This window comes from Agrobacterium leguminum, assembly GCF_005144435.2.
In the GTDB taxonomy this organism is placed as follows: domain Bacteria; phylum Pseudomonadota; class Alphaproteobacteria; order Rhizobiales; family Rhizobiaceae; genus Agrobacterium; species Agrobacterium leguminum.
This window is the reverse complement of record NZ_CP120211.1, coordinates 1,543,351-1,568,475: the sequence shown is the minus strand read 5'-3', so window position 1 is coordinate 1,568,475 and position 25,125 is coordinate 1,543,351. Positions and strand designations below refer to the sequence as shown.

Here is a 25,125-nt window from a genome sequence, read left to right as displayed (position 1 = left end):
TTTGATAAAATCTCTCGAATATCTACGCTTTTACTGTCGAAGGATGGAATAGCGAGGGATATCCATATGCTTACACGACGCGGAGCATTGGGACTGATTGCAGGTGCGACCGGGGCGGTGTTTCTGCCGCATATCCGGCGGGCAAGTGCCGCAACCACCACATTGCGGATTGGCTGGCAGAAGAATGGCGTGATAGCGCTCGCGAAAAGCCAGGGCGCGCTCGAAGCGTTGCTGAAGGATCGCGGCATCGAGGTCAAATGGTCGGAATTCTCCTCCGGGCCGCCGCTTCTCGAAGCGCTGGGTGCCGGCGCGCTGGATATAGGGCCGACCGGCGATGTGCCGCCGCTTTTCGCGCAGGCTGCGGGCGGTAATCTGCGTTATGTGGGCACTTACAAAGCGGCGGCCGGCGGATCGGCCATCCTTGTGCAGAAGGATTCGCCGCTGAAGACGCTGGAAGACCTGAAAGGCAGGAAGGTCGCCTTCAAGCGCGGCTCCAGCGCGCATAATGTCACCGTCAAGGCGTTGCGAAAGGCAGGGTTGACGTTGAACGACATTACGCCGGTCGATCTTGCCCCACCGGATGCGGCGGCCGCCTTCCGTAGCGGCAGCATCGATGCCTGGTCGATCTGGGATCCTTATTTTGCCGTGGCGGAAAAAGAGCCGACGACGCGGGTTCTTTCGACCGCCGAAGGCATCGTCGATCCGTGGAGCTATTTCCTTGCCAATGGCGATTTCGTGGAGGCCAATCCCGATCTCGTGCCGTTGATCCTCAAGGAACTGGCGAATGTGGGTGCGAAAGCGCAGGCCAATATCGATGCAACGGCAAAGTCGCTGGCGTCGATCACCGGCGTTCCCGAGGATGTCACCAAGGTCTCGCTGACACGCCCGGGCGCCGATCTCGGGCGGGTTTCGCTGGTTCCGGATGAGGCCATCGCCTATCAGCAGGCGCTTGCGGATGAGTTCTACGATCTGAAGATCGTGCCGAAGAAACTCAACGTGGCGGATATCGTCTGGCGACCGAAGGCGAGCTGAGCGGGCCGGAAAGATGAGTCTCTTCAACCCGCTGGCGGGTGTTGCTGAGAGGTTGATTCAGCAATGTTCCTTAAACGTAGGGCGAGCATGTCCCGCTTGTTTCTTCTCCCCGGCGGGGAGAAGAAATCTGCCGCAACGTCTGCGACGATGCCGAAGCGACATCAGCCCTTGAGCTTGGCGATCACCAGATGGCCGGGTGTCGGATTGCCGTCCTGCATGCGCACATTGATGTCGGTCACTTCGAGAATTTCAAAACCGGTCGCGGCCAGTCTTTCGCGGACATAGGTTTCCGCATGGGCGAAACGCTGGTGCGGGCCGACCATATAGGGGCGTCCGGCCAGGGTTTCTTCGGGCAGGGTTTCCGACGAGAAGATCAGCAGGCCGCCGGCGTTGAGGTTTTCGGCGGCGCCGAAAAACAGCGGCTCCAGCGCGCCGAGATAGGGCAGCACATCGGTGGCGGTGATGATGTCGAAAGGCTCGTCGTCATTATCCTCGAGAAAATCCTCGGCTTCGGCGACGTAGAGCGTCTCGTAGAGGTCCTTTTCATGGGCGATTTCGACCATGTTTTCGGAAATGTCGATGCCGGTGATATCGTCGGCCATGTCGCGCAGCGCCTCGCCGGTGAGGCCGGTGCCGCAGCCGAGATCGAGCAGGCGCTTGAACGGGCCGAGGTTCAGCGTCTGCAGCCGCTGGCGCACCATCATAGGCACGGCGTAACCGAGCTGTTCGACAAGAATATCCTCGAAAGCTTCGGCATGCTGGTCGAACAGGGTTTCGACATAGGCGTCGGGCGCCTTCGGCGGGGTTTCGCCCCGGCCCATGGCGGCGATGCGAACGGCCGCTCCGCCGTGATCGTCCGGGTCGATGGCCAGAACCTCTTCATAGGCCTTCACCGCCGCGTCCACATCGCCGGCTTTTTCAAGCGCGAGCGCGCGGTTATAGGCCTCGGCAAGCGCCTCTTCGTCGATTTTCTGGTTCTTCGTCATCGTGCCTTATCCGTCAGCATCTTCAGTTGAGGTTTGCTGTAAGCCGCATCGGGGACGGGCGCAATGTTTATGTGGCGCGATGGCTCAGTGGATGATGAACTCCCCCTTGAGCGCGCGCCATTCCTGCGCCGAGATGACCTGCCGGTGCACGTAGCGGACGGAGTGCAGCGGTCCGTCGAGCTTTTCCTTCCAGAATTTGAGGAAGCCATGCATCTCAGGGAAGTCCGGGGCAAGATCATAGTCCTGCCAGACATAGGTCTGGAGAACCAGCGGATGATCCGGCAGGCGATAAAATATCTGGGCGGTGGTGAGGCCGTAGCCTCTCAGCATCATTTCCATGTCCTTGTTCATGACGGCGGTTCCCGTTTCCATGATTGCCGATCACAGCGTTACCGCTGTATCGAATATGGGAACACGTCATGGTTAATCCAAGCTTGCCAAAGACATGGGTTGTCACAAAATATTTATATTTTTCAAAATGTTGGCAGCCTTCATTGATGAGTGCTGCCAACGTTGCGACTAGCGCTTGAGATGCCGGGTCAGGCGGGCTTCCAGCCATGCCCAGACATGCCGCAGCGTTTCCACGATCGTCAGGTAGAAGATCGCGGCCCAGAGATAGGCCTGATAATCGAAGGTGCGGGAAAAGGCGTAGCGGGTCTGGCCCATCAGGTCGAAGACCGTGACGATGGAGACCACCGCCGAACCCTTGATCATCAGGATGATTTCGTTGCCATAGGGACGCAGCGCCACGATGAGCGCCTGGGGCAGGATGATCTTGCGGAAGGTGACGAGTTTCGACAGGCCGAGCGAGGCGGCGCCCTCATGCTGGCCGCGCGGCACGCTGCGGATCGCGCCGCGCAGGATTTCGGCCTGATAGGCGGCGGTGTTGAGGGTGAGCGACAACAGGCCGCAATACCAGGCCTCGCGGAAGAACCACCACAGGCCGACGGTTTCCAGCCCCTGGCGGAAACTGCCGAGGCCGTAATAGATCAGGAAAAGCTGCGCCAAAAGCGGCGTGCTGCGGAAGACGTAGACATAGGCATAGGCCAGCGCGCCAACGATGCGGTTTTCCGACATGCGGCCGAAGGCGATCGGCACGGAAAGAATGGCGCCGAGAATGATCGAGCTGCCGACGAGGGTGATGGTGGTGATGAGACCATCGATATAGCGCGGCCCGTAACGCTGGAATTTGTCCCAGTCCCAGCCCTCGATCATGGCGAAGATCAGCCCGGCGGCGAGCAGCAGCCAGAGCGTGATGACGGCGATGCCGACGATGCGCGAAATATTGAGCGGCTTTTCCGTGACAGCCGGGGCGGGGCGGGGGGGAATGAGTTCCTGAATATGGCTCATCGGCTCACCTCCGACTTGCGCGACCAGCGATCGATGAAGCCGATGCCGATGGACGAAAGCAGCGCGAGCATGAGGTAGAGCAGGCAGGCGATGCTGTAGAAGAAGAAGGCTTCCTTGCTGACGCGGGCGGCGATGCCGGTCTGGCGAACGATATCGGCAAGGCCGATGATCGAGACGTAGGACGTGTCTTTGAGCAGGATGACCCAGAGATTGGTCATGCCGGGAAGGGCGATCCTGACCAGCTGCGGAATGATGATGAGCACCATGGTGCGGCCCCGCGAAAGCCCCAGTGCCGCGCCGGCCTCATATTGCCCTTTTGGTATGGCCTTGAAGGCGGAGAGCAGCACTTCGGACGCATAAGACGAAAACACCACGGACAGCGCCACCATGCCCGCCACGAAGGCGTTGATCTCGACCGGACCGGTGATGCCGACATAACCGGCCACCGATTGCAGCAGCATCTGGATGCCGTAATAGACGATGAAAAGCGTCAGCAGTTCCGGCAGGCCACGGAAGATGGTGGTGTAAATACCGGTCGCCAGCCGCAGCGATTTTTCTTCCGATTGCGCGGCGAGCGCGATGAGGAAACCGATCAGCAGCCCGACGGGCAGGGTGGCGAGCGCCAGCGAGATGGTGACCTTGACGCCGAAGGCGATTTCATCGCCCCAGCCCGCATCGCCGCAGGCGACCAGGGTGCCGTTTCCGAAAAGCGAGAAGAGACCGACCGGCCCGCAAAAGGGATCGAGAAGTGTCGAGACATAGGTCCAGAACGCACCTATGGCGGAAAATGCTCCGCTCATGCCAATTTTCCCCTGCGGTCTTAAGCCGCCGTGATTGTTATCGTGACGTTTTCAAACAAAAATGGCGGAAGGGCAAGCCTTCCGCCACGAGATTTCAACAGATCGAACGGGCTTACTCGCCGTAAACGTCGAAATCGAAGTATTTTTTGTTGATCTCCTGATACTTGCCGCTGGCGCGAATGCCGGCGATGGCGGCGGTGAACTTGTCGGCAAGCGCCGTGTCACCCTTGCGGACGGCGACGCCCGCGCCATTGCCGTTGATCTCGACATCGACCGGAAGCGGCGTCAGGATCTTGCAGCACGCGCCAGCATCCGTCTTCAGCCATTCCGACAGAACGACGATATCGTCGATGACGGCGTCGATACGGCCATTGGCGATGTCGAGCTTATACTCGTCGGCGGTCGGATACATCTTCACGTCGGCATCCGGGAAATGCTTTTCGGCATAGTTGGAGTGGGTGGTGGAACCCTGCGCACCGAGCGACTTGCCCTTCAGATCGTCGACGGACTTGATCGGCGAATCCTTCGGCACGGCGATGGCCGGCGGGGTGTTGTAATATTTCTTGGAGAAGTCGACCTTCTCGAGACGCTCGGGCGTGATCGACATGGACGCGATGATGGCGTCGAACTTCTTGGCCTGAAGGGCGGGAATGATGCCGTCCCAGTCATTGGTGACGAAGGTGCACTCGGCCTTCATTTGTTCGCACAGCGCCTTGGCGATGTCGATGTCGAAGCCGGTCAGCGTGCCGTCGGCTTCGAGATTGTTGAAGGGCGGATAGGCGCCTTCGGTGCCGATGACGATCTTGTCCTGCGCGAGGGCAGCACCTGAAAACAGCGAGATGGCGGCAATCGATACGGCTGCGAGCAGACGGGTGGAAATAGGCATTTCGATCCTCTCTTTTGGTCGTTCATCCGCGGTCTGTTGTTGTTTTCAGTGCGGACGCCATGGGCGCAGGGCGCAGGGCGCAGCGGATGATACCGCCTGTAGCCTTCAGCGCGGATGCGATTATTCATCCGGTTGGTCAAAAAATGCAACTGCAATATTAGTGACCGCGATTGTGCCGCAGAGCTTCCACGAAAACGCCTTGATCTGTTCATTTCCGGTACAGAAGGCTTTGTCCATCATGGGAACCGAAGCGTGTGCGAGGCGTTGACCAGCGCCTGCACGCGCAGCCGGAATCAAGATGTCGCAAGACTGGCGACCAATAATGGCAGATGAGGAAACACCGATGCTGAAGAAGAACACATTGCTGACGGGGGTGGTTTTCCCCCTCATGTCGCTGGCGATTGCGGTGGAGCCGGCCGCGGCCGGTTTTGCCGGTGCTGCGCGGGCGCAGACGCCCGTGTCGCAGGCGCTTCCCGGCGATGCTGCGACCGGTCAGGTGATTCTGGCGCAGGCGCAGCCGGAAGAACCGAACCCGGAAGAGGAACTGCGCAAGCGTCGCAAGCAGGCCGAAGAGGAGCAGCCGCAGGCCGAGCCGCAACGACAGGAGCGTGCGCCGGAGCCGCAGCGTGAACCGGAGCCCAAGCGCGAAGCCGCGCCTGCCGAACCGCGTCCCGAGCCGCAAAGGGAGCCGCAGCCCGAACCCCAGCAGGAACCGCAGCAGCGTGAGGCCCGCCCGGAGCCCGCGCCGGCAGAGCAGCCGCAGGAGCGTCCCCGCAAACCCGAACGTGCACAGGAGCCGCAGGGCGAGGGCGAACAGCGCCCCGCACGCCAGCGCGAGGCCGCGCCCGAAGCCGCACCGGCCGAAGAGCAGCCGAAGGAACGTCCGCGCAAGCCGGAACGGGCCGAACAGCCCGCGGGCGAGGGCGAGCAGCGTCCTGAGCGTCCCCGCAAGGAGCGCGCGAAGGAACCTGCCGCCGAACAGGAGCCCGCAGCACGCCCTGAAAATGCCGGCGAGCCGGCCAAGCCCCGCGAACCGGCCCCCGCCAAAAAGCCACCGGTAGAGGAAAAGGCCCCGGAACAGAAAGCCGAACCGGCCGAAAAAGCCGTTCCGGAGAAAAAGCCGGCCGCTCCCGAGCCTGCCGCGAAGGAAGCACCGGTTCCGACCGAAGCGCCGACGCCCGCGCGTCCGCCGGCACCTGAAGCCCAGCCAAACCCCGCACCGGGCCGTCAGCCTTCGGAACAGCCGCCGGTAGAGGGTCAGGGCAGAACCGAACCCGCAGCCCCGCTGCCAGGCGCGCCGACGCCGCCGCCGAGCGGTACGACAACCGGACAGGCGCCGGCCGGCGAACCCGTCCCCAATCAGGTCGCTGTTCCGCAGACGGAAGCACCACCGATGACGAAGGAAGAGCTGGACAAGGCCAAGGCCATCGCCAAGGACCCGTCCAAGACCGCCGATACCGTCATTCTGCCGGTCGACAAGGGCGCCGCCGTTCTAGACAGCGACAAGGAGGTGGAACGTTCCGGCAACCGCCAGACCCGCGAGGAGCGCCGTCGTGAACGCGAACAGGCGGGTGACGTGAAGGTCCCGACCTCCGACGCCGAAGCGCAGCGCGCCGGCGCCGCCGAAGGCAAGGCCCCGCCGCCGCCCGTCAAGATGGAAGCCATCACCTCGCAGCAGGGCGAGCGTGTCGACCGTCGCCCGCAATATGAGCGGCCGGAAGGCGTGCGCGAATGGCAGCCGCGCGAAGGCCGTCCGCGTGATCGCGACCGCGATGCGCCGATCATCCTGCAGTTCGGCGACCGTGTCGTGGTGCGCGGCGACGACAACCAGCGCTTCATCCGCGATGGCGGCGAGCCCTATTACGAGCGTCTGCCCGGCGGCCGTGTCCGCGAAACCGTGGAGCGTCGTGACGGAACGCAGGTGGTGACCATCCGCAACCGTTACGGCGACGTGATCCAGCGCTCGCGCATCGACGATCGCGGCCGCGAATATGTGCTGTTCTATGCGCCGGAGCTGATGGAAGATCCCGACCGCGATTACGTCTATCGCGATCCGGGCCTCGACCTGCCGCCGATGCGCCTGCGCATTCCCGTGACGGACTACATCATCGACACCTCGAGCGATCCGGACCGCGATTATTACCGCTTCCTGGAACAGCCGCCGGTCGAGCCGGTGGAGCGTGTTTATTCGCTGGATGAAGTGCGTTATTCGGCCCGTATCCGCGACAAGGTGCGCCGTATCGACCTCGATACCATCACTTTTGCCACCGGCAGCGCCGAAATCCCGATGACGCAGGCCCGTTCGCTGCGCAAGGTGGCGGATGCCATCAACAAGGCGCTGGACAAGAACCCGGGTGAAACCTTCCTGATCGAAGGCCATACCGACGCCGTCGGTTCTGATGAAAGCAACCTCGTGCTTTCCGACGAGCGCGCCGCTTCCGTCGCCAACGTCTTGACCGATGTTTACGGCATTCCGCCGGAAAACCTCGCGACGCAAGGTTATGGTGAGCGTTACCTAAAGGTCCAGACGCTCGGCCCGGAACAGCAGAACCGCCGCGTCACCATCCGCCGCGTGACGCCGCTGGTGAAGCCGGTCGCCCAGAAGTGACTAGGTTCTGATGAAAAACAAAGGCCCGGAAAGCGCAGGCTCTCCGGGCCTTTTTCATTGGGACAGGCTTTCCAAATACGCGACGTCATCCTCGCCCTTGAGGCGAGGATCTAATCACGTTTCCTCCGGTCGAGACGTAGCAGATGCTCGGGACAGGCCCGAGCATGACGGAGGAAGTGTTTGTTCCAGCCTCCAAAACCCCCCAGCACTCACTTTGGGAACCGCCCGAAGAGGAGATGTGTGTCTTCAGTTCAGCGCGACCGCGATTTCCGCCGCCAGCTGGGCATTGTTGCGCACCAGCGCGATATTGGTTTCCAGGCTGCGGCCATCCGTCAGGCGGAAGATGTCGCCGAGCAGGTAGGGGGTGACTTCCTTGCCGGTGATATCGTCGCGTTCGGCGTGGGAGATGGCGCGGTTGATGTAGATTTCCATCTCCTCGCGCGGAATTTCGTCCTCTTCCGGCACGGGATTGGCCACCAGCATACCGCCCTCGATACCCAGCTGTTCGCGGGTTGTCTGGAAATTGGCGATTGCCGCCGGGCTGTTGAGCGAGAGCGGGCTCGGCAGGCCGGAGGAGCGCGACCAGAAAGCCGGGAATTCTTCCGAGCCGAAAGTGACGACCGGCACGCCATTGGTTTCGAGAACCTCGAGCGTCTTCGGAATATCGAGAATGGCCTTGGCGCCGGCGCAGACGACGATCACGCCGGTCTTCGCAAGCTCGGTCAGATCGGCGGAGATGTCGAAGGTCTCTTCCGCGCCCTTGTGTACGCCGCCAATGCCGCCGGTGGCGAAAACGCGGATACCGGCGCGGGCGGCGGCGATCATGGTGGCGGCCACCGTGGTGGCGCCGGTGCGGCGCTCGGCGATCGCAAAGGCGATATCGGCGCGCGAGACCTTCATGGCGTCGGTGGTCTGGGCCAGCGCCTCGAGCTGGTCTTTCTCAAGGCCGATATGCAGGGTGCCGTGAATGACCGCGATGGTGGCCGGAACAGCACCCTGATCGCGGATGATCTGTTCGACGCTTTCCGCCATCTCGATATTGCCTGGGTAAGGCATGCCGTGGGTGATGATGGTCGATTCAAGTGCCACGATCGGCGCACCGCGCTGCTTGGCGGCGGCGACTTCCTGAGAATAGACGATTGGAAGGAGCGGGGAGATAGGGCGGGTCATTTCATCTGTTCCAGTTTTTAAAAGCGGGTTCATGCCAGCATTTCAGCCTGGGGAACAAGCCCCAACATGGCTTCGACACTGTCTTTTGATAGGTCCTGGGAGGTGGCGAAGGGCGATTGCACGGTGATGGCGGCCGCCGCCGCGCCTTGCCTCAACGCTTCCGCAATCGTCTTTCCCTCGGCGATGGCGGCGAGATAACCCGACGCCATGGCGTCGCCCGCGCCGGTTACGTCCTTCACCTCGCGGATGAGGGGCGGGTGGAGGATCGCCGTCTCCGTCCTGCTGAAGGCCACCACCTCGCTTGCGCCGCGGGTAACGACGCCGCCGGCAAGCCCGGCCTTGCGCAGGATGTTGGGCCAGTCGCGAACATTGGCAGTCGTTTCGCCGGTCAGCGCGCGGGCTTCCGCCTCGTTCATGAAGAGGATGTCGATATCGCCGAGCGCCGCTTTCAGCTTCACCGCCTTGGCGGGGGATATGGCGATGGCCGCCAGCGGCTTTTCGCAGGCGCGGGCGACGAGGCCGAGCGCCGTCAGCGTGTCTTCCGGCAGATTGGCGTCGCAGAGCAGGATATCGCTCGCCGTGATTGCCTCGCGCACGGCGCGTATCTTGAGGCAGCGCGGGGTGAAGAGCTTATAGAGGTCCATATCGGCCAGCGCGATGACGAGATTGCCGTCACGCTCCAGAATGGCGGTGTAGCTTGGGGTGCGGCGGTCCAGGAAGGTGAAGGGTGTGTCTTCCACGCCCGCCTGCCGTGCGGCCTCCGCCACTGCCTCACCGGTCGTATCGCCGCCGCGCGGGGCGATGATGCGGACCTGAAAACCGAGGCGGGAAAGATTGCGCGCGGCGTTAAAACCGCCGCCGCCGGCCTCTTCCATCCAGGAGCCGGGGTTGCTCGCGCCGGGCGCCGTCTCAGTCTCGATCATGCCGCGCCTGTCGATATGCGCGCCGCCCAGAACGAGTATTTTCTTCACGCTTGCGTTTCCCTCTTTGGCGGATGGAAAGACCGGACGATTCGGCCTAAACTGACGTCTTCCTGACCTCGCATCCGGTTTGCGGCCATGGGCCGGGCACGGAAAAACGAAAGCAGAACAAACGACTTATCGCTATTTGTTTTCAATATGCTGGCTTAGCCTTGCGAAATGAGAACAAATAGAGTACATACCGTTTCCATACTGCTTCATTGCCTGTGCGGCTTCAATAACCTAAAGGTGGTTCGGATGGCACAAAATTCTTTGCGTCTCGTAGAGGATAAATCGGTGGATAAAAGCAAGGCACTGGAAGCGGCGCTCTCCCAGATCGAACGGTCGTTCGGCAAGGGATCGATCATGAAGCTCGGTTCCAATGAAAATGTGGTTGAAGTGGAGACCGTTTCGACGGGTTCGCTCAGCCTGGATATCGCGCTCGGCATCGGCGGTCTGCCGAAGGGGCGCATCATTGAAATTTATGGCCCGGAAAGCTCGGGCAAGACGACGCTGGCATTGCAGACCATTGCCGAAGCCCAGAAGAAGGGCGGCATCTGCGCCTTCGTCGACGCCGAACATGCGCTCGATCCGGTCTATGCCCGCAAGCTCGGTGTGGATTTGCAGGGCCTTCTGATCTCGCAGCCCGACACGGGCGAGCAGGCGCTGGAAATCACCGATACGCTGGTGCGCTCCGGCGCGGTTGACGTGCTGGTCGTCGACTCAGTTGCGGCGCTGACGCCGCGGGCGGAAATCGAAGGTGAAATGGGCGATAGCCTGCCGGGTCTTCAAGCGCGTTTGATGAGCCAGGCGCTGCGCAAGCTGACGGCGTCGATCTCCAAGTCTAAGTGCATGGTGATCTTCATCAACCAGATCCGTATGAAGATCGGCGTCATGTTCGGTTCGCCGGAAACGACGACGGGCGGCAACGCGCTGAAGTTCTATGCGTCCGTTCGTCTTGACATTCGCCGTATCGGCGCCGTCAAGGAGCGCGAAGAGGTTGTCGGCAACCAGACGCGTGTGAAGGTCGTCAAGAACAAGATGGCGCCGCCCTTCAAGCAGGTGGAATTCGACATCATGTATGGCGAAGGCGTTTCCAAGACCGGTGAGCTTGTCGATCTCGGCGTGAAGGCCGGTATCGTCGAGAAGTCCGGTGCATGGTTCTCCTATAATAGCCAGCGTCTGGGGCAGGGGCGTGAAAACGCCAAGATATTCCTGCGCGACAATCCGGAAACGGCCAATGAGATCGAACTGGCGCTGCGCCAGAATGCCGGCCTGATCGCCGACCGCTTCCTGCAGAATGGCGGGCCGGACGCCGGCGAAGGCGACGACGGCTCCGACGAAGGCTGACACCTTCCGTGAAGGCTCGGGCATTGCCACCCGCAGACTTTGCCGAACTGATATAGATCAAAAAGGGTCGTGCGATTTTTCTTCGCGTGGCCCTTTTTATTTGCCTATATGTCTTGCTTCGCCTCCATGGCTGGACAGGGCAGGATGCGAACGATAAAAGCCAGTGATTTTGCAATATAGCCATCCTTCGGGGTGGAAGTGATGGACTCCAGCTGTGAGCGGTGTGTGGGCATGAGCGGTGTGAATGAAATTCGGTCGACCTTTCTCGACTACTTCAAGAAGAACGGACACGAGATCGTGCCCTCCAGCCCGCTGGTGCCGCGCAACGATCCGACACTGATGTTCACCAATGCCGGCATGGTGCAGTTCAAGAACGTCTTCACCGGTCTTGAAAGCCGTCCCTATTCCACGGCCGCTTCGGCGCAGAAATGCGTGCGCGCCGGCGGCAAGCATAACGACCTCGACAATGTCGGTTATACCGCCCGTCACCACACCTTTTTCGAAATGCTCGGCAATTTCTCCTTCGGCGATTACTTCAAGGAAGAAGCGATCACCCATGCCTGGAACCTGATTACCAAGGAATTCGGCATCGACCGCAATCGTCTGCTGGTCACCGTCTACCATACCGACGACGAGGCCTTTGACCTCTGGAAGAAGATCGCCGGTTTCTCCGACGACCGCATCATCCGCATCCCGACCAGCGACAATTTCTGGGCGATGGGCGATACCGGTCCCTGCGGTCCCTGTTCGGAAATCTTCTACGATCATGGCGATCATATCTGGGGCGGCCCGCCCGGCTCGCCGGAAGAAGATGGCGACCGCTTCATCGAAATCTGGAACCTCGTCTTCATGCAATATGAGCAGCTGACGAAGGAAGAGCGCATCGACCTGCCGCGTCCGTCAATCGACACCGGCATGGGCCTTGAGCGTATTTCGGCGCTGCTGCAGGGCAAGCATGATAATTACGATACGGACCTGTTCCGCGCGCTGATTGCCGCTTCCGTGGAAGCGACCGGCGTTCCGGCCGAAGGTGAAAAGCGCGCCAGCCACCGCGTCATCGCCGACCATCTGCGCTCGTCCGCCTTCCTGATCGCCGATGGCGTTCTGCCGTCGAACGAAGGTCGCGGCTATGTCCTGCGCCGCATCATGCGTCGCGCCATGCGCCATGCCGAACTTCTCGGCGCGCGCGAGCCGCTGATCTACAAGCTGCTGCCGGCGCTGGTGCAGCAGATGGGCCGCGCCTATCCGGAACTGGTCCGTGCCGAGGCGCTGATTTCCGAGACTCTGAAGCTCGAGGAAACCCGTTTCCGCAAGACGCTGGAACGCGGTCTGTCGCTTCTGTCCGACGCGACGTCGACGCTGCACAAGGGCGATATGCTGGATGGCGAAACCGCCTTCAAGCTCTACGACACCTATGGTTTCCCGCTGGACCTGACGCAGGATGCGCTGCGCGCCCGCGAAATCGGCGTCGATATTTCCGGCTTCACCGATGCGATGGAGCGCCAGAAGGCCGAAGCCCGCTCGCACTGGGCCGGTTCCGGCGACAAGGCGACCGAGACCGTCTGGTTCGAGCTCAAGGAAAAGCTCGGCGCGAGCGAATTCCTCGGTTACGACACCGAAACCGCCGAGGGCGTCATCCAGGCAATCGTCAAGGACGGCAAGGCTGTGGAAAGCGCTGCCGATGGCGAGACGGTGCAGGTCGTCGTCAACCAGACGCCGTTTTATGGCGAGTCCGGCGGCCAGATGGGCGATACCGGCGTGATCTCCGGCGACAATGGCGCCTTTGCCGTTTCCGATACCCAGAAGAAGGGCGAAGGCCTCTTCGTGCATTTGGGCACGGTGTCGAAGGGCGGTCTGAAGCTCGGCGACGCCGTTCAGTTGACGGTCGATCATGACCGCCGCTCGCGTCTGCGCGCCAACCACTCCGCCACCCACCTGTTGCATGAGGCGCTGCGCGAAGTGCTCGGCACGCACGTCGCCCAGAAGGGCTCGCTGGTCGCGCCAGAACGCCTGCGCTTCGACGTTTCGCATCCGAAGCCGATGTCGGCCGAGGAGCTGAAGGTTGTCGAGGAAATGGCGAACGAGATCGTGCTACAGAACTCGCCTGTCGTCACCCGCCTGATGAGCGTCGATGACGCCATTGCCGAGGGCGCCATGGCGCTGTTCGGTGAAAAATACGGCGATGAGGTTCGCGTTGTCTCCATGGGCACCGGCGTTCACGGCGCGAAAGCCAATCGTCCCTATTCCGTCGAACTCTGCGGCGGCACCCACGTGGCTGCCACCGGCCAGATCGGTCTTATCCGCATTCTCGGCGAAAGTGCTGTCGGTGCCGGTGTGCGCCGTCTTGAAGCCGTCACGGGTCAGGGCGCGCTTGCCTATCTCGCCGAGCAGGATGAGCGGGTCAAGGCGCTTGCTTCGTCGCTCAAGGTTCAGCCGGGCGATGTGCTGTCGCGTGTCGAAGGCCTGCTCGACGAGCGCAAGAAGCTGGAACGCGAGCTTGCCGATGCGCGCAGGAAACTCGCCATGGGCGGCGGTTCGTCGGATGCCGGCGCAAACGACATCCAGCAGGTCGCGGGCGTCAATTTCCTGGCAAAATCCATGTCCGGCATCGATGCCAAGGACCTCAAGGGCCTTGCCGATGAGGCCAAGGCCAATCTCGGCTCCGGCGTCGTGCTTTTGATTGCCGTTTCCGACGATGGCAAGGCAAGTGCTGTCGCTGCGGTGACCGAAGATCTGACGGCCCGTTTCAGCGCCGTGGACATCGTCCGCACCGCTTCCGCCGCACTCGGCGGCAAGGGCGGCGGCGGCCGCCCGGATATGGCGCAGGCCGGTGGCCCGGATGGCGCGAAAGCGCAGGAAGCCATCGAAGCGGTGGCGGCGGCGCTGGCCGCATAACACGCGCCGTCATCCTCGGGCTTGACCCGAGGATCCATTGATTCCAGTGGGTTATGGATCCTCGGGTCAAGCCCGAGGATGACCAAGGAAAGGTTTCAATAGATGAGGCGGGAATTCTATCCCGCCTTTTTTGATTCTGGACGCTCAAGCCCAGAGGCGAGAGGTAAGGGGCAACCATTCAAAGGCCACGCCGGTTACAAAAACGAATAATCGGCATGTGATCTTTGCGAGGCTGATATTCCGCTTCAGGTGAAACGGTCTTCCCGTCTTTCAGCCCGTCGCCTGCAAGTCCTTTGCCGCTTCCTCGTCGAGATGGGCGGCCCGTTTGAAGGCGGGGCGGTCGGTGAGGTGCGCCATGTAGTCGAGAAAGGCCGGGCGTTTTTCGATGGTGCCGAAGTGCAGCCCCCAGCCGATATGGGCGCCGACATAGACATCGGCCGCCGTGAAGAGATCGCCGGCGATGAAGCGGTTTTCGCTGACGGCCCGTTCGAGCGTATTCATCACATCCGCATAGCTGCCGCAGCCGGCCATGCGCAGCTTCTCCTTCGGCACTTCGAAACCCATCGCCTTCATGCTGGCCGCCATTTCCAGCGGGCCTGCGGCAAAGAACATCCAGCGATAATAAAGCCCGCGTGCCTTGGGTGTGGGTGCAAGGTTCGCGCCGGGAAAGGCATCGGCGAGATAAGCGCAGATCGCCGCCGCCTCGGTGACGATGGTATCGCCGTGTTTGATGGCGGGCACCTTGGCCATCGGATTTATCAGCCGGTAGGCTGGCGATTTCATCGAGGTCTCGAAGCCCAGTATTTCCGTTCGGTACGGAACGCCCACTTCTTCAAGCATCCATCGCGCGATGCGCCCGCGCGACATGGGGTTGGTGTAGAAGATCAATTCACTCATGCTTTTGCCTCCCCAAGCAAAATCCCTGAAGCGCCATGGGAAAACCGGAACGGATTTCGCGCTCGCGCTTCGCATTTTTTAAGGCCCGCAGCATCATTCGCGTGTTCCTTAAAGATCGCGCCGATGCTCCGATGAACGTTTGACTGTGCCGGGCAAGTTATGTGTAAGTAGATGCTGTTTCAGCTTTGTCTTATTGTTGTACTGGCCGCGGCACGCGGAATCGAACTCTGCGCCTAGTGCCACGGCTAATCAAGATACTGTGATCAAAAAAGAAACCCGGCGTTGCAGCCGGGGTTCCGTTGCCTGATATTTCATGACGCCTGCCAGCTATCATTGCCGTCCCATGTCGGGGCAGTCGCTGCTTACTCCGCCGGCTGCCTTCCTGCATGCCGCGTTGCGGCAAGCAGCACGAGGGAAAACGCAATCGTGGTGAGCACGGTGCGGAGGAGGTTGGAAAGTGCCCAGCGGTCCCGCAGCTCCTGCCAGTCATGCGGCATTTCGGTGGTGACGGTCTTGAAAAACTCGTTGATCGGAACGTTGACCATTCGCGTCTGGATGACGACGACGGTGTAGATGGCGAGCGCCGCCACCCACAGCAGCCGGCTGTTGCGATCAACGGTCGCGGCGGCGAGGAGGATGGCCAAGGGTGCGAAGAAGGCGGTGAAAAAGACGCCGTTGCGGACGCTGATATTGATGCCGTTGAACGCCTGGAGGAAGATATCGGCCTCCAGTTGCTGGAAAGCCATCATCACGGGATTGCTGAAGGCAAAGAAGAACCCGGCCATCATGCCGAGGCTGAGCGGTGCAGCTATGCGTAAGAAAGATATTGCCGGTTCTCTCGCAACAATGAGAGCGGGAAAATGCCTTGTTCTTATCGCGTGCAGAAATGAGCTGGACATGGAAATCTCCATCAAATAACCGTACATATGCGTACGGTATATCCGTACGCATACGTACGGTTACTGTCAAGGAAGTGTGGATGCGAAACGAAAGCAGGGAAGTGCGCCGGCGCGAGATTGTCGAACATGCCTTCGCCATGCTGGCCCGGGATGGCTATGCCGCCTTTTCCATGCAGGCGCTGGCGAAGGTGAGCAAATCATCCAAGGAAACGCTCTATGGCTGGTTCGGCGGCAAGGCCGGGCTTTACGAAGCCATGGTCGAAGAAAATGCGGCAAGACTGATATTGCCCTCGGCGGAAGCGGCCGATGGCGTGGGCGAGCTTTCCCGTTTCGGGGCTGACCTGTTGGCTATGCTGCTGGGGGAGCGGGCGGTGCTGCTCAATCGGGTTGCGGCGGCGGAAGCCGGCGGTGACGCCACGCTCGGAGCATTTCTGGCGGAAAAGGGTCGTGACCACGTGATGCCGAAGCTTGCGGCGTATTTTCAGGCGTTGGAGAAACAGGGTCTCATAGGCACGGCGGCATCGGAAGAGCCTGCGGAAATCTGGTTGTCGCTTCTCGCGGGGGATTTGCAGATAAGGCGTGCGACGGGAGCGATTGGCCTGCCGACGCAGGAGGAGATAGGCGAACGCTCGGCCCGCGCCGCGCAGTTGACGTTTCAGCTCTACGGTACACATAAAAAACCCGGTGCCAAAGCATAATCCGACCGGAGCGAAGCGAGGATCGATAAGATTATGCTTCAAAAATAAAAACTTGGAGCGCCGATCTGATGTCAATCAGATCGGCGCTCCAAGGCCGGGTTTTGAAGTCGCAGGGAAGGACGGCTTAAGCCGCCATCGCCGTCTTGAGGTTCTCGTCGATCTTGTCGAGGAAGGCGGTGGTGGAGAGCCAGGGCTGGTCCGGACCGATGAGGAGCGCCAGATCCTTGGTCATGTAGCCGCTTTCGACGGTGTCGACGCAGACGGTTTCGAGCGTTGCCGCGAACTTTGCCAGTTCCGCATTGTCGTCCAGCTTGGCGCGGTGGGCGAGGCCACGGGTCCAGGCGAAGATCGATGCGATCGAGTTGGTCGAGGTTTCCTGACCCTTCTGGTGCTGGCGGTAGTGGCGCGTGACCGTGCCGTGTGCGGCTTCGGCTTCGACCGTGCGGCCATCGGGAGACAGGAGAACCGAGGTCATCAGGCCGAGCGAGCCGAAACCTTGAGCAACCGTGTCGGACTGCACGTCGCCGTCGTAGTTCTTGCAGGCCCAGATGTAGCCGCCGGACCACTTCAGCGCGGAAGCGACCATGTCGTCGATCAGGCGGTGTTCATAGGTGATGCCGATTTCGTCGAACTGCTTCTTGAATTCGTTCTGGTAGACTTCTTCGAAGATATCCTTGAAGCGGCCGTCATAGGCCTTGAGGATGGTGTTCTTCGTGGAGAGGTAAACCGGCCACTTGCGCATCAGGCCATAGTTCATGGAGGCGCGGGCGAATTCGCGGATGGATTCGTCGAGGTTGTACATGGCAAGCGCCACGCCGGCGCTCGGGGCGTCGAAGACGTCCTTTTCGATGACCTGGCCGTCTTCCCCGACGAACTTGATGGTCAGCTTGCCCTTGCCGGGGAACTTGAAATCGGTTGCCTTGTACTGGTCGCCGAAAGCGTGACGACCGACGACGATCGGCTTGGTCCAGCCGGGAACGAGGCGCGGAACGTTCTTGCAGATGATCGGCTCGCGGAAGATGACGCCGCCCAGAATGTTGCGGATCGTGCCGTTCGGGCTCTTCCACATCTGCTTCAGGCCGAATTCCTCGACGCGGGCTTCATCCGGGGTGATGGTCGCGCACTTGATGCCGACGCCATGCTTCTTGATGGCGTGCGCCGCATCGACCGTGACCTGGTCGTTGGTGGCGTCGCGGTTTTCAACCGAGAGGTCGTAATATTCGATGTCGAGATCGAGGTATGGCAGGATCAGCTTGTCCTTGATGAGCTGCCAGATGATACGGGTCATTTCGTCGCCGTCGAGATCGACGACCGGATTGGCTACCTTGATCTTTACCATGAATTCCTCACCTTCGAAGCTGTGGCGCCGGATGGCGCCGGTATCCGGAAAAATATCCGGTGCGGCTATAGCATCGCGCGCGCCTGAGGCAAAGCCATGGGGGGCGCTTTTTTGGCGCAGCGCAATAACGCTTTGCGCATTGCCAAACCATAATGCCGGAATACAGTCAGGCGAATCGCTTCGCCCGCCTGTCGGGCCTATCCCGGGATCACATCATGCGGAATATTCTGCTTCTGACTGCCGCCGTCCTCTTTTCGCATAGCGCGCTCGCCGCCGGGCCTGCCGATCCCGTTCAGAAGGTGATGGATATCACCGTCAAGAACTGGTCGGGCGAGGCGGAAAACTGGAAATACGTTTTCGACGAGGACATGCTGACCAGCCTGTTCAGCAAGGATTTCGTCGCGCAATATCGCGAAGCCTCCAAGAAGCCGGCTTATGAGGCCGAAAGCGGCGAGACCGGCGATCCCTTCGGTTACGATGTCGTGACGAACTCGCAGGATGGCTGCCCGCTGGCCGATGTTTCCGTAACGCCGGGCGCGGTGAAGGACGGCGTGACGGATGTGACGGCGAAATTCAAGCTCTGGGCCTGCATGGATGAGGCGGAGATGAAGGCGACGGTTGACGAAGTGCATTTCGACGTCGTCGAGGAAGACGGTCGCCCGGTCATCAGCGATATTCACCGGGTCGGCGATGAGGGCAGGGATTCGCTGCGCGAAGAGATGGCGACGATCATCAAGGGAGAGCAATAAGGGGCGTCTTGCCAGCGGGATGGATCCAGGCTTCCGCGCCGGCTTTGATTTTGGCGCCGATCTGTGCCAGTGAAGCGCGCTTTAGCGCATCGGGCTGAAAATCGATGCGACGCTTCAACACACGGACAAAAGACGATGGCAGGCACAAACAGCGATCTCGAACTTGTGGCGGAAGGCCCGGCGATCATTCTCGTCGAACCGCAGCTTGGTGAAAATATCGGTATGGTGGCGCGGGCCATGGCCAATTTCGGCCTGGCCGAATTGCGTCTGGTCAATCCGCGTGACGGCTGGCCGAGCGAGAAGGCGCGCGCCGCAGCGTCCAAGGCCGATCACGTCATTGACGCCACGAAGGTATTCGAGACGCTGGAAGAGGCGATCAAGGACCTGAACTTCGTCTATGCCACGACCGCGCGCGAGCGTTACGGTTTCAAGCCGGTGCGTGCGCCCGTCACCGCCGCCGATACGCTCAGGGCAAAATTCAAGGCTGGCGAAAAGACCGGTATCCTCTTCGGGCGCGAGCGCTGGGGGCTGACCAATGAGGAAGTGGCGCTGGCCGACGAGATCGTGACATTTCCGGTCAATCCCGCTTTTGCCTCGCTCAATATCGCACAGGCCGTGCTTTTGATGTCCTATGAATGGATGAAGTCAGGCATGGACGATCTGGGAGAGACGCTTTTCCAGTCCGTCGAGCAGCGTCCTTCGACCAAGGAACAGGTTTTCGGCCTGTTCGAACATATCGAGGAAGCGCTGGATGCGCGGGGTTATTTTCATCCCGCTGAAAAAAAGCCGAAAATGGTCGACAATCTGCGCGCCGTGCTGTCGCGACGCGGTTTTTCCGAGCAGGAAATCAGCGTTTTCCGTGGCGTGATCAATTCGCTCGACCGCTTTCCACGGCAGTGGCCGAAGCAGGCGGGAAGGGCAGCGGGGCCGTCGGCCGGGGGAGCAGGGGAGAATGCTGAAGACGAGTGAGGCGGCGGCGGCCGACGTGCTGAAACCGGTGCTGGTGTTCGATTCCGGGATTGGCGGGCTGACCGTGCTGCGCGAGGCGCGCGTGTTGATGCCCGAGCGCGGCTTCATCTATGTTGCCGACGATGCGGGTTTTCCCTATGGCGGCTGGGAGGAGGAAGCGCTGAAGGCGCGCATTCTCTCGCTCTTCGACAAGCTGCTGGACGAATATAGCCCGGAAGTCTGCATCATCGCCTGCAACACCGCCTTCACGCTTGCTGGCGCAGATCTTCGCGCCCGCTTTCCGCAGATGACCTTCGTTGGCACTGTGCCCGCCATCAAGCCGGCGGCGGAGCGCACCCGTTCCGGCCTCGTTTCCGTGCTGGCGACACCGGGCACCGTCAAGCGCGCCTATACGCGCGATCTCATCCAGTCCTTTGCCAGCCAATGTCATGTCCGCCTCGTCGGTTCGGAAAACCTGGCGCGCATGGCGGAAAGCTGGATCAGGGGCGAGCCGGTTTCGGATGAGGCTGTGCTTGCCGAAATCGAACCCTGTTTCATCGACAGCGAGGGAAAACGCACGGATATCGTCGTTCTTGCCTGCACCCATTACCCCTTCATGGCAAATCTGTTTCGCAGGTTGGCGCCATGGCCGGTGGATTGGCTCGACCCCGCCGAGGCGATTGCGCGGCGCGCGCGCCACCTCGTGCCGCTGCCGCAGGATGCGGAGCATCCGGATGGTTTCGATTTTGCCGTCTTCACCTCCGGCAAGCCGGATTTCGCCACCCGGCGGCTGATGCAGGGTTTCGGTCTCAGCGTTTCGGCGGCCTGAGCGCCTGTTGTATTTTTGCATCTGTTTTATCCGTCTTTTGCAATTCGAGATTGCGACCACTTGTCGCGCCGGATTTCTTGTGTAAGATGCATCTTGTCTGTAACCGCTATAAATGGAGGCGTGGAATGACCAATGACATCAATATGCGCCTTAACGGCATGTCAGGCCTTTCCGGCATGATTATCGGCGGTTATGTGACCCGAGGCATCTCCCTCCGATAAGGCTTATGGCCTGATTTCCTTGCCGTTTGGCATTTTTACTTCGTCCGACATGTGATCGTGCGTCCGCGTGGCCCTTGCTGCTGCGTCTGCGCTTCCGGCATGTCGTTTTCCATCGATAAAGGACCTGGCCGCTTTGCCGCGCCGGGATGGATCTCCCATGCAGAAAAATCAACCATTGGTAGCATATGCGCTGCCGGATGCGGTCGATCGCTTGTTCGTCACATTCGGTGTCTGGAAAACCCTGAAAGCGGTTCTCATTGCCGCACTGGTGCCGCGTGCGCCGCCGACCGATCCTGCCGATCTGCCTGAGCGCCTTCTGGTCGATATCGGCCTTGAGCCGTCGCGGGTGAAGCGGCGGCGGGATTGGGAGGTTCCTTACTGGGCGCCCCGGTTTTGATTGGCAAAGGCCTCTCCGGCGAAAAACGTCGGGGCGGCCGCCGCATCTCTGCCGTTACGTATTGTATAGCGATGCGATACGGGATACGGTGTTCCTATGATCGTTAGTTTCCGACACAAAGGGCTAGAAGCTTTTTATCGTTCCGGGACGACGAAGGGTATTCAGCCTGCCCATGCCGCCAAGCTTGGCCGAATACTAACCTTGCTTGAGGTTGCGGCAGGCGCTCCCGATCTTAATCTTCCTGGTCTCAAACTTCATCCGTTAAAGGGTGATATGAGGGGCCACTGGTCCATATGGGTGAATGGAAACTGGCGTGTGACGTTTCGATTTCTGGATAGCGACGTCGAACTTGTCGACTATCAGGACTATCACTGAAGGGAATTGTTCCAATGATGAAATTTCCTGTTCATCCCGGTGAGTTGTTACGGGAGGAGGTTATTGCCGCACTTCAGCTTTCCGTAACAGACGCTGCTGAAAGGCTTGGAATGTCGCGCGTAGCGCTTTCTCGGGTCTTGAACGGACGGGCAGGAGTCAGCCCAGACCTTGCCTTACGCTTGGAGCGGGCAGGGGTCAGCACCGCGCGGGCATGGCTTGCCATGCAGTCGAATTACGATCTCGCACAGGCGATGAAACGTGAGCAGCCGCCCGTTCGTCCGTTGGATGACAGGGCGGCATAATCTTCGAAGATTTGGCTTGATACCTTCTGGTTTTGGTGGCTTGCTCCCAAAAATCAGATAGGGAGATTCATCATGCCGCTGGAGAACTGGCTGGCCTTCGTGGCCGCATCCGCCATCATGCTTGCCATTCCGGGACCGACGATCCTGCTAGTGATTTCTTATGCGCTGGGCCATGGCCGCAAGGCCAGCACGGCGACGGTGACGGGTGTGGCGCTTGGTGATTTTACCGCAATGACGGCTTCCATGCTCGGGCTCGGCGCGCTGCTTGCCACATCGGCGGCGCTTTTCACCGGGCTTAAATGGATCGGTGCGGCTTACCTCATCTATCTCGGCATCAAGCTGTGGCGTTCGCCGGTCAGCGGCGAGGGGGCGGAAGGAACGGGCGTGACCGGCCGCGAAAGGCCGCTCAAAATCTTCCTGCATGCCTATATCGTCACCGCGCTGAACCCGAAGAGCATCGTGTTCTTCGTGGCCTTCCTGCCGCAGTTTCTGGTGCCGACATTGCCCTTCTGGCCGCAGGTGCTGATTTTCGAGGTGACATTCCTGGTGCTTGCCACTGTCAATGCGGCGCTTTATGGACTTCTGGCAAGTGCTGCCCGCAATACGATCCGCAAGCCGAAGGTCCAGCGCATTGTCAACCGCACGGGCGGCGGTCTCCTGATCGGCGCCGGTCTCATAGCCTTTGGCTGGAAGAGGGCGGTCGCGCCGTAAGGTAGCTCTCGATCGCCTGAAATTCGGACACAACAAAATGGCATTGCCGCATATACTTCTCGCCCTGATCACCGTGTTTTTGTGGGGCTTCAACTTCGTCGTCATCAAGGTTGGCGTCGCCGATATGCCGCCATTGTTTCTGACGGGGGTGCGTTATCTCTTTGCGGCCGTGCCCCTGGTATTCTTCCTGCCGAAACCCAACGTGCCGTGGCGGCATATGATCGTTTACGGCATGGCGATGGGTTTCGTGCAGTTCGGCCTGCTTTACCCGGCCATCAAGCTCGGCCTGCCGGCGGGGCTTGCTTCGCTCGTCATGCAGTCGCAGGCTTTTTTCACGCTGGCGCTCGCCGGGGTGTTTCTTGGCGAACGGCCGTTGCCCTCGCAGATCGTCGGCGCGATCATTGCTTTCGGCGGGCTGGCGGTCATTGGCGTGGAGCGCATGACGGCGGCAGCGCTGATACCGCTCCTGATGGGGGTCGGCTCGGCCATTGCCTGGGCCTGCGGCAACATCGTCAACCGCCGCATCGGCCAAGTGAATGCGGTTTCCTTTGTTGCATGGACGAGCCTTGTGCCGGTTCTGCCGTTGATCCTGCTTTCGCTGGTGGTGGAGGGACCTGATGCGATTGCGGAAGGGCTATTCAATGCGACGCCGACGATGGCTTTGGTGGTGATCTACATGGCCTATGGCGCGACCATCGTTGGCGCAGGCATCTGGAGTTACCTGCTTCTGCGTTACCCTGCCGGAACCGTGGCGCCGTTTTCGCTGCTGGTGCCGATTGTCGGTTTCATCAGCGCCTATCTCGCTTTTGCGGAGCATATTACCGTCTTTGAAGTGGTCGGTGCTGCATTGGTCATCGTCGGGCTGATGCTGAATGTGTTCGGCAGGCGGCTTTCATTTTTGCGGGTCTCATCAGAAGCCGCATAGATGGGGCGTAATTGCCTGTGCATTACCGGCATGGGGCAGACGCAACCGGCGATTTTTTGGTAAAGAGCATGTTCGGCCGCCGCCACGGGAATCGGCCGGATGACATGCAGGACAAGGAACGAAACATTGCAGGTCGGCATCGACATGGGAACTCTATCGGGCGGGCAGCAGGCCAAGCTCGATATCGAGGAATTGCTTGCGACACGTTTGCTCGTGCAGGGCAATTCCGGTTCCGGCAAGTCGCATTTGCTGCGCCGGCTGCTCGAGCAATCGGCGCAATGGGTGCAGCAGGTCATCATCGATCCCGAGGGTGATTTCGTCACGCTTTCCGACAAGTTCGGCCATGTGGTGGTGGATGGCGAGCGCACCGAAGCGGAACTTGCCGGCATTGCCAACCGCATTCGCCAGCACCGCGTTTCCTGCGTGCTGACGCTTGAAGGCCTTGATATCGAGCAGCAGATGCGGGCCGCCGCCGCCTTCCTCAACGGTCTGTTCGATGCGGATCGTGAATACTGGTATCCCGTGCTTGTTGTGGTGGATGAGGCGCAGATGTTTGCGCCCTCCGTCGGCGGCGAGGTGACCGAGGATGCCCGCAAGGCGTCGCTCGGCGCCATGACCAATCTGATGTGCCGTGGCCGTAAGCGCGGCCTTGCCGGTGTCATCGCCACCCAGCGCCTGGCCAAGCTCGCCAAGAACGTGGCGGCGGAAGCCTCCAACTTCCTGATGGGCCGCACCTTCCTCGATATCGACATGGCGCGCGCGGCCGATCTGCTCGGCATGGACCGGCGGCAGGCGGAAATGTTTCGCGATTTGCAGCGCGGCAATTTCGTGGCGCTCGGCCCGGCGCTGTCGCGCCGGCCGCTGCCCATCGTCATCGGCCCGGTGGAAACCTCGGCGCGTTCGTCTTCGCCGAAGCTGATGCCGCTGCCGGATGCGCCTCAAGATGTCGAGGACCTGATTTTCACGCCGGATCCTGAAGAGTTTACCCGGCCTGCCGTGCGCCGCACACCGCCAGCACCACGCCCGACCACAGATATTCTGGCCGAACTCTCCCGCTCCACGCCTGCCGCCGTCGGTCCTTCACCCGAGCAGCCGCGAAGCGGCCAGCCGGAGATGACGCCGGAGGAGCGTGAGGAGAAAATCGCGACGGTTCTCGTCGAAATTCTCGACGATCCGCAATCGGCCTATCGGACCGATGCCGTGCTCTATCAGGATTTTCTGGTGCGCGCCCGCATGCGCCGTATTCCCGGCACGCCGATGACGCTGCCGGAATTCCGCCGGCAGGTGGCAATTGCCCGCTCAGGCGTGGATGCGGCGATGGCGGCCAGCGAAGGCTGGCAAAAGGCGCTGGAACTGTCGACGTCGGTTTCCGATGACCTGCAGGGTGTTTTCCTGCTGCTGGTCAAGGCCGCTCTCGGCGAGGAGCCTTGTCCGTCGGATGCTCGCATCGCCCGCGCTTATGGCACCCATTCCGCGCGCCGCGCGCGGCGGCTGCTCGGTTATTTCGAGGAGAAGGAGCTTGTGGTGGTGCATGCCGATTTCTCCGGCAAACGCATCGTGGCGTTTCCCGATCTCGACGCGAAAACCGCGCCCGGCGATGCGGATGCGGCTGAGGACGATGCCAGACTGGCGGCGGAGTGAGGTTGGCAAGCTGCCTGTTGGACATACCTCCCGTCATGCCGGACTTGATCCGGCATCCAGCCACGGCGCGTCTGCGCCGTGAGACGAGTCTATTGCGATCAAGGACTTGATCGCGCTGGACCCCGGATCAGGTCCGGGGTGACGGCGTGTATATTATG

The 25,125-nt window shown here is 60.8% G+C and carries 24 protein-coding genes; 14 read left to right on the top strand and 10 right to left on the bottom strand.

The features are described 5' to 3' along the window. Window positions 1-66: 66 nt before the first annotated feature. Window positions 67-1,032 (top strand): aliphatic sulfonate ABC transporter substrate-binding protein, encoded by a 966-nt coding sequence (locus CFBP4996_RS07735; protein ID WP_080851615.1) that lies wholly within the window; start codon window positions 67-69, stop codon window positions 1,030-1,032. Between the two features lie 161 nt (window positions 1,033-1,193). Here the strand turns inward: CFBP4996_RS07735 and CFBP4996_RS07730 are convergent, their stop codons facing one another. The 5 genes from CFBP4996_RS07730 to CFBP4996_RS07710 all read right to left on the bottom strand — a co-directional run bounded on the left by CFBP4996_RS07730 (window position 1,194) and on the right by CFBP4996_RS07710 (window position 5,054). Beyond that, window positions 1,194-2,018 (bottom strand): class I SAM-dependent methyltransferase, encoded by an 825-nt coding sequence (locus CFBP4996_RS07730; protein ID WP_080851619.1) that lies wholly within the window; start codon window positions 2,016-2,018, stop codon window positions 1,194-1,196. 84 nt (window positions 2,019-2,102) lie between these two features. Then, window positions 2,103-2,369: an usg protein gene (locus CFBP4996_RS07725; protein WP_003522173.1), complete on the bottom strand. Its 267-nt coding sequence runs from the start codon at window positions 2,367-2,369 to the stop codon at window positions 2,103-2,105. A 168-nt stretch (window positions 2,370-2,537) separates the two neighbouring features. Beyond that, entirely contained in the window at window positions 2,538-3,368 is an 831-nt protein-coding gene (locus tag CFBP4996_RS07720; RefSeq protein WP_080851621.1) for an ABC transporter permease, read from the bottom strand. Continuing rightward, window positions 3,365-4,168: an ABC transporter permease gene (locus tag CFBP4996_RS07715; protein ID WP_080851624.1), complete on the bottom strand. Its 804-nt coding sequence runs from the start codon at window positions 4,166-4,168 to the stop codon at window positions 3,365-3,367. The genes CFBP4996_RS07720 and CFBP4996_RS07715 overlap by 4 nt, the downstream gene beginning before the upstream one ends. 112 nt (window positions 4,169-4,280) lie before the next feature. Beyond that, window positions 4,281-5,054, bottom strand: a complete 774-nt coding sequence (locus CFBP4996_RS07710) for an ABC transporter substrate-binding protein (RefSeq protein WP_003525132.1) — start codon at window positions 5,052-5,054, stop codon at window positions 4,281-4,283. Window positions 5,055-5,397: 343 nt separating this feature from the next. Here CFBP4996_RS07710 and CFBP4996_RS07705 point away from each other — a divergent pair, with 343 nt between their 5' ends. After that, window positions 5,398-7,662 carry an OmpA family protein gene (locus CFBP4996_RS07705; RefSeq protein WP_137396235.1) on the top strand — a complete coding sequence of 755 codons (2,265 nt, stop codon included), beginning with the start codon at window positions 5,398-5,400 and terminating at the stop codon, window positions 7,660-7,662. A 246-nt stretch (window positions 7,663-7,908) separates the two neighbouring features. On the opposite strand, the gene CFBP4996_RS07700 is transcribed toward CFBP4996_RS07705, so the two are convergent. Together CFBP4996_RS07700 and CFBP4996_RS07695 are read right to left on the bottom strand one after the other, a co-directional pair. Then, a complete protein-coding gene (locus CFBP4996_RS07700; protein ID WP_003525163.1) occupies window positions 7,909-8,832 on the bottom strand; it encodes a pseudouridine-5'-phosphate glycosidase in 924 nt (307 codons plus the stop codon). Window positions 8,833-8,861: 29 nt separating this feature from the next. Beyond that, window positions 8,862-9,803: a carbohydrate kinase family protein gene (locus tag CFBP4996_RS07695; protein ID WP_080851626.1), complete on the bottom strand. Its 942-nt coding sequence runs from the start codon at window positions 9,801-9,803 to the stop codon at window positions 8,862-8,864. 246 nt (window positions 9,804-10,049) lie between these two features. Between CFBP4996_RS07695 and recA the strand changes: the two genes are divergently transcribed. Both recA and alaS read left to right on the top strand, forming a co-directional pair. Next, a complete protein-coding gene (gene recA, locus CFBP4996_RS07690) occupies window positions 10,050-11,141 on the top strand; it encodes a recombinase RecA (RefSeq protein WP_059760399.1) in 1,092 nt (363 codons plus the stop codon). A 231-nt stretch (window positions 11,142-11,372) separates the two neighbouring features. After that, window positions 11,373-14,036 carry an alanine--tRNA ligase gene (alaS, locus tag CFBP4996_RS07685; protein WP_080851628.1) on the top strand — a complete coding sequence of 888 codons (2,664 nt, stop codon included), beginning with the start codon at window positions 11,373-11,375 and terminating at the stop codon, window positions 14,034-14,036. 270 nt (window positions 14,037-14,306) lie between these two features. On the opposite strand, the gene CFBP4996_RS07680 is transcribed toward alaS, so the two are convergent. Together CFBP4996_RS07680 and CFBP4996_RS07675 are read right to left on the bottom strand one after the other, a co-directional pair. Continuing rightward, on the bottom strand, window positions 14,307-14,933 hold the full coding sequence (locus tag CFBP4996_RS07680; protein ID WP_080851630.1) for a glutathione S-transferase family protein: 627 nt from the start codon (window positions 14,931-14,933) through the stop codon (window positions 14,307-14,309). Between the two features lie 362 nt (window positions 14,934-15,295). Next, on the bottom strand, window positions 15,296-15,832 hold the full coding sequence (locus tag CFBP4996_RS07675) for an anthrone oxygenase family protein (RefSeq protein WP_162935852.1): 537 nt from the start codon (window positions 15,830-15,832) through the stop codon (window positions 15,296-15,298). Between the two features lie 80 nt (window positions 15,833-15,912). Here CFBP4996_RS07675 and CFBP4996_RS07670 point away from each other — a divergent pair, with 80 nt between their 5' ends. Then, window positions 15,913-16,530 (top strand): TetR/AcrR family transcriptional regulator, encoded by a 618-nt coding sequence (locus CFBP4996_RS07670; RefSeq protein ID WP_162935853.1) that lies wholly within the window; start codon window positions 15,913-15,915, stop codon window positions 16,528-16,530. A gap of 124 nt (window positions 16,531-16,654) precedes the next feature. Here the strand turns inward: CFBP4996_RS07670 and CFBP4996_RS07665 are convergent, their stop codons facing one another. Beyond that, a complete protein-coding gene (locus CFBP4996_RS07665; protein WP_080851636.1) occupies window positions 16,655-17,869 on the bottom strand; it encodes an NADP-dependent isocitrate dehydrogenase in 1,215 nt (404 codons plus the stop codon). A gap of 215 nt (window positions 17,870-18,084) precedes the next feature. Between CFBP4996_RS07665 and CFBP4996_RS07660 the strand changes: the two genes are divergently transcribed. The 9 genes from CFBP4996_RS07660 to CFBP4996_RS07620 all read left to right on the top strand — a co-directional run bounded on the left by CFBP4996_RS07660 (window position 18,085) and on the right by CFBP4996_RS07620 (window position 24,967). Continuing rightward, complete coding sequence (locus tag CFBP4996_RS07660; protein ID WP_003520412.1) at window positions 18,085-18,618, top strand: hypothetical protein; 534 nt, start codon at window positions 18,085-18,087, stop codon at window positions 18,616-18,618. Window positions 18,619-18,753: 135 nt separating this feature from the next. Further along, window positions 18,754-19,587, top strand: a complete 834-nt coding sequence (locus CFBP4996_RS07655) for an RNA methyltransferase (protein ID WP_080851639.1) — start codon at window positions 18,754-18,756, stop codon at window positions 19,585-19,587. After that, the gene (gene murI, locus CFBP4996_RS07650; RefSeq protein WP_080851641.1) at window positions 19,571-20,395 is read left to right on the top strand and encodes a glutamate racemase; all 825 of its coding nucleotides are present in this window, start codon (window positions 19,571-19,573) and stop codon (window positions 20,393-20,395) included. Before CFBP4996_RS07655 ends, murI begins: the two co-directional genes overlap by 17 nt. Window positions 20,396-20,773: 378 nt before the next feature. Beyond that, window positions 20,774-21,013, top strand: a complete 240-nt coding sequence (locus tag CFBP4996_RS07645; RefSeq protein ID WP_080851643.1) for a hypothetical protein — start codon at window positions 20,774-20,776, stop codon at window positions 21,011-21,013. 96 nt (window positions 21,014-21,109) lie between these two features. Continuing rightward, complete coding sequence (locus CFBP4996_RS07640) at window positions 21,110-21,388, top strand: type II toxin-antitoxin system RelE/ParE family toxin (protein WP_020810459.1); 279 nt, start codon at window positions 21,110-21,112, stop codon at window positions 21,386-21,388. A 14-nt stretch (window positions 21,389-21,402) separates the two neighbouring features. Next, window positions 21,403-21,690 carry a HigA family addiction module antitoxin gene (locus CFBP4996_RS07635; protein ID WP_020810458.1) on the top strand — a complete coding sequence of 96 codons (288 nt, stop codon included), beginning with the start codon at window positions 21,403-21,405 and terminating at the stop codon, window positions 21,688-21,690. 72 nt (window positions 21,691-21,762) lie between these two features. Continuing rightward, window positions 21,763-22,401 carry a LysE family translocator gene (locus CFBP4996_RS07630; protein ID WP_080851646.1) on the top strand — a complete coding sequence of 213 codons (639 nt, stop codon included), beginning with the start codon at window positions 21,763-21,765 and terminating at the stop codon, window positions 22,399-22,401. Between the two features lie 37 nt (window positions 22,402-22,438). Then, the gene (locus tag CFBP4996_RS07625) at window positions 22,439-23,326 is read left to right on the top strand and encodes an EamA family transporter (protein ID WP_080851648.1); all 888 of its coding nucleotides are present in this window, start codon (window positions 22,439-22,441) and stop codon (window positions 23,324-23,326) included. Window positions 23,327-23,452: 126 nt separating this feature from the next. Then, complete coding sequence (locus CFBP4996_RS07620) at window positions 23,453-24,967, top strand: helicase HerA domain-containing protein (RefSeq protein WP_162935980.1); 1,515 nt, start codon at window positions 23,453-23,455, stop codon at window positions 24,965-24,967. Window positions 24,968-25,125: the final 158 nt, after the last annotated feature.

Bases quoted from the DNA above. Each gene is read 5' to 3' on its own strand.
- CFBP4996_RS07735 (WP_080851615.1), top strand. From the start codon at position 67: ATGCTTACACGACGCGGAGCATTGGGACTGATTGCAGGTGCGACCGGG.
- CFBP4996_RS07730 (WP_080851619.1), bottom strand. From the start codon at position 2,018: ATGACGAAGAACCAGAAAATCGACGAAGAGGCGCTTGCCGAGGCCTAT.
- CFBP4996_RS07725 (WP_003522173.1), bottom strand. From the start codon at position 2,369: ATGAACAAGGACATGGAAATGATGCTGAGAGGCTACGGCCTCACCACC.
- CFBP4996_RS07720 (WP_080851621.1), bottom strand. From the start codon at position 3,368: ATGAGCCATATTCAGGAACTCATTCCCCCCCGCCCCGCCCCGGCTGTC.
- CFBP4996_RS07715 (WP_080851624.1), bottom strand. From the start codon at position 4,168: ATGAGCGGAGCATTTTCCGCCATAGGTGCGTTCTGGACCTATGTCTCG.
- CFBP4996_RS07710 (WP_003525132.1), bottom strand. From the start codon at position 5,054: ATGCCTATTTCCACCCGTCTGCTCGCAGCCGTATCGATTGCCGCCATC.
- CFBP4996_RS07705 (WP_137396235.1), top strand. From the start codon at position 5,398: ATGCTGAAGAAGAACACATTGCTGACGGGGGTGGTTTTCCCCCTCATG.
- CFBP4996_RS07700 (WP_003525163.1), bottom strand. From the start codon at position 8,832: ATGACCCGCCCTATCTCCCCGCTCCTTCCAATCGTCTATTCTCAGGAA.
- recA (WP_059760399.1), top strand. From the start codon at position 10,050: ATGGCACAAAATTCTTTGCGTCTCGTAGAGGATAAATCGGTGGATAAA.
- alaS (WP_080851628.1), top strand. From the start codon at position 11,373: ATGAGCGGTGTGAATGAAATTCGGTCGACCTTTCTCGACTACTTCAAG.
- CFBP4996_RS07680 (WP_080851630.1), bottom strand. From the start codon at position 14,933: ATGAGTGAATTGATCTTCTACACCAACCCCATGTCGCGCGGGCGCATC.
- CFBP4996_RS07675 (WP_162935852.1), bottom strand. From the start codon at position 15,832: ATGTCCAGCTCATTTCTGCACGCGATAAGAACAAGGCATTTTCCCGCT.
- CFBP4996_RS07670 (WP_162935853.1), top strand. From the start codon at position 15,913: ATGCGAAACGAAAGCAGGGAAGTGCGCCGGCGCGAGATTGTCGAACAT.
- CFBP4996_RS07665 (WP_080851636.1), bottom strand. From the start codon at position 17,869: ATGGTAAAGATCAAGGTAGCCAATCCGGTCGTCGATCTCGACGGCGAC.
- CFBP4996_RS07660 (WP_003520412.1), top strand. From the start codon at position 18,085: ATGCGGAATATTCTGCTTCTGACTGCCGCCGTCCTCTTTTCGCATAGC.
- CFBP4996_RS07655 (WP_080851639.1), top strand. From the start codon at position 18,754: ATGGCAGGCACAAACAGCGATCTCGAACTTGTGGCGGAAGGCCCGGCG.
- murI (WP_080851641.1), top strand. From the start codon at position 19,571: ATGCTGAAGACGAGTGAGGCGGCGGCGGCCGACGTGCTGAAACCGGTG.
- CFBP4996_RS07645 (WP_080851643.1), top strand. From the start codon at position 20,774: ATGCAGAAAAATCAACCATTGGTAGCATATGCGCTGCCGGATGCGGTC.
- CFBP4996_RS07640 (WP_020810459.1), top strand. From the start codon at position 21,110: ATGATCGTTAGTTTCCGACACAAAGGGCTAGAAGCTTTTTATCGTTCC.
- CFBP4996_RS07635 (WP_020810458.1), top strand. From the start codon at position 21,403: ATGATGAAATTTCCTGTTCATCCCGGTGAGTTGTTACGGGAGGAGGTT.
- CFBP4996_RS07630 (WP_080851646.1), top strand. From the start codon at position 21,763: ATGCCGCTGGAGAACTGGCTGGCCTTCGTGGCCGCATCCGCCATCATG.
- CFBP4996_RS07625 (WP_080851648.1), top strand. From the start codon at position 22,439: ATGGCATTGCCGCATATACTTCTCGCCCTGATCACCGTGTTTTTGTGG.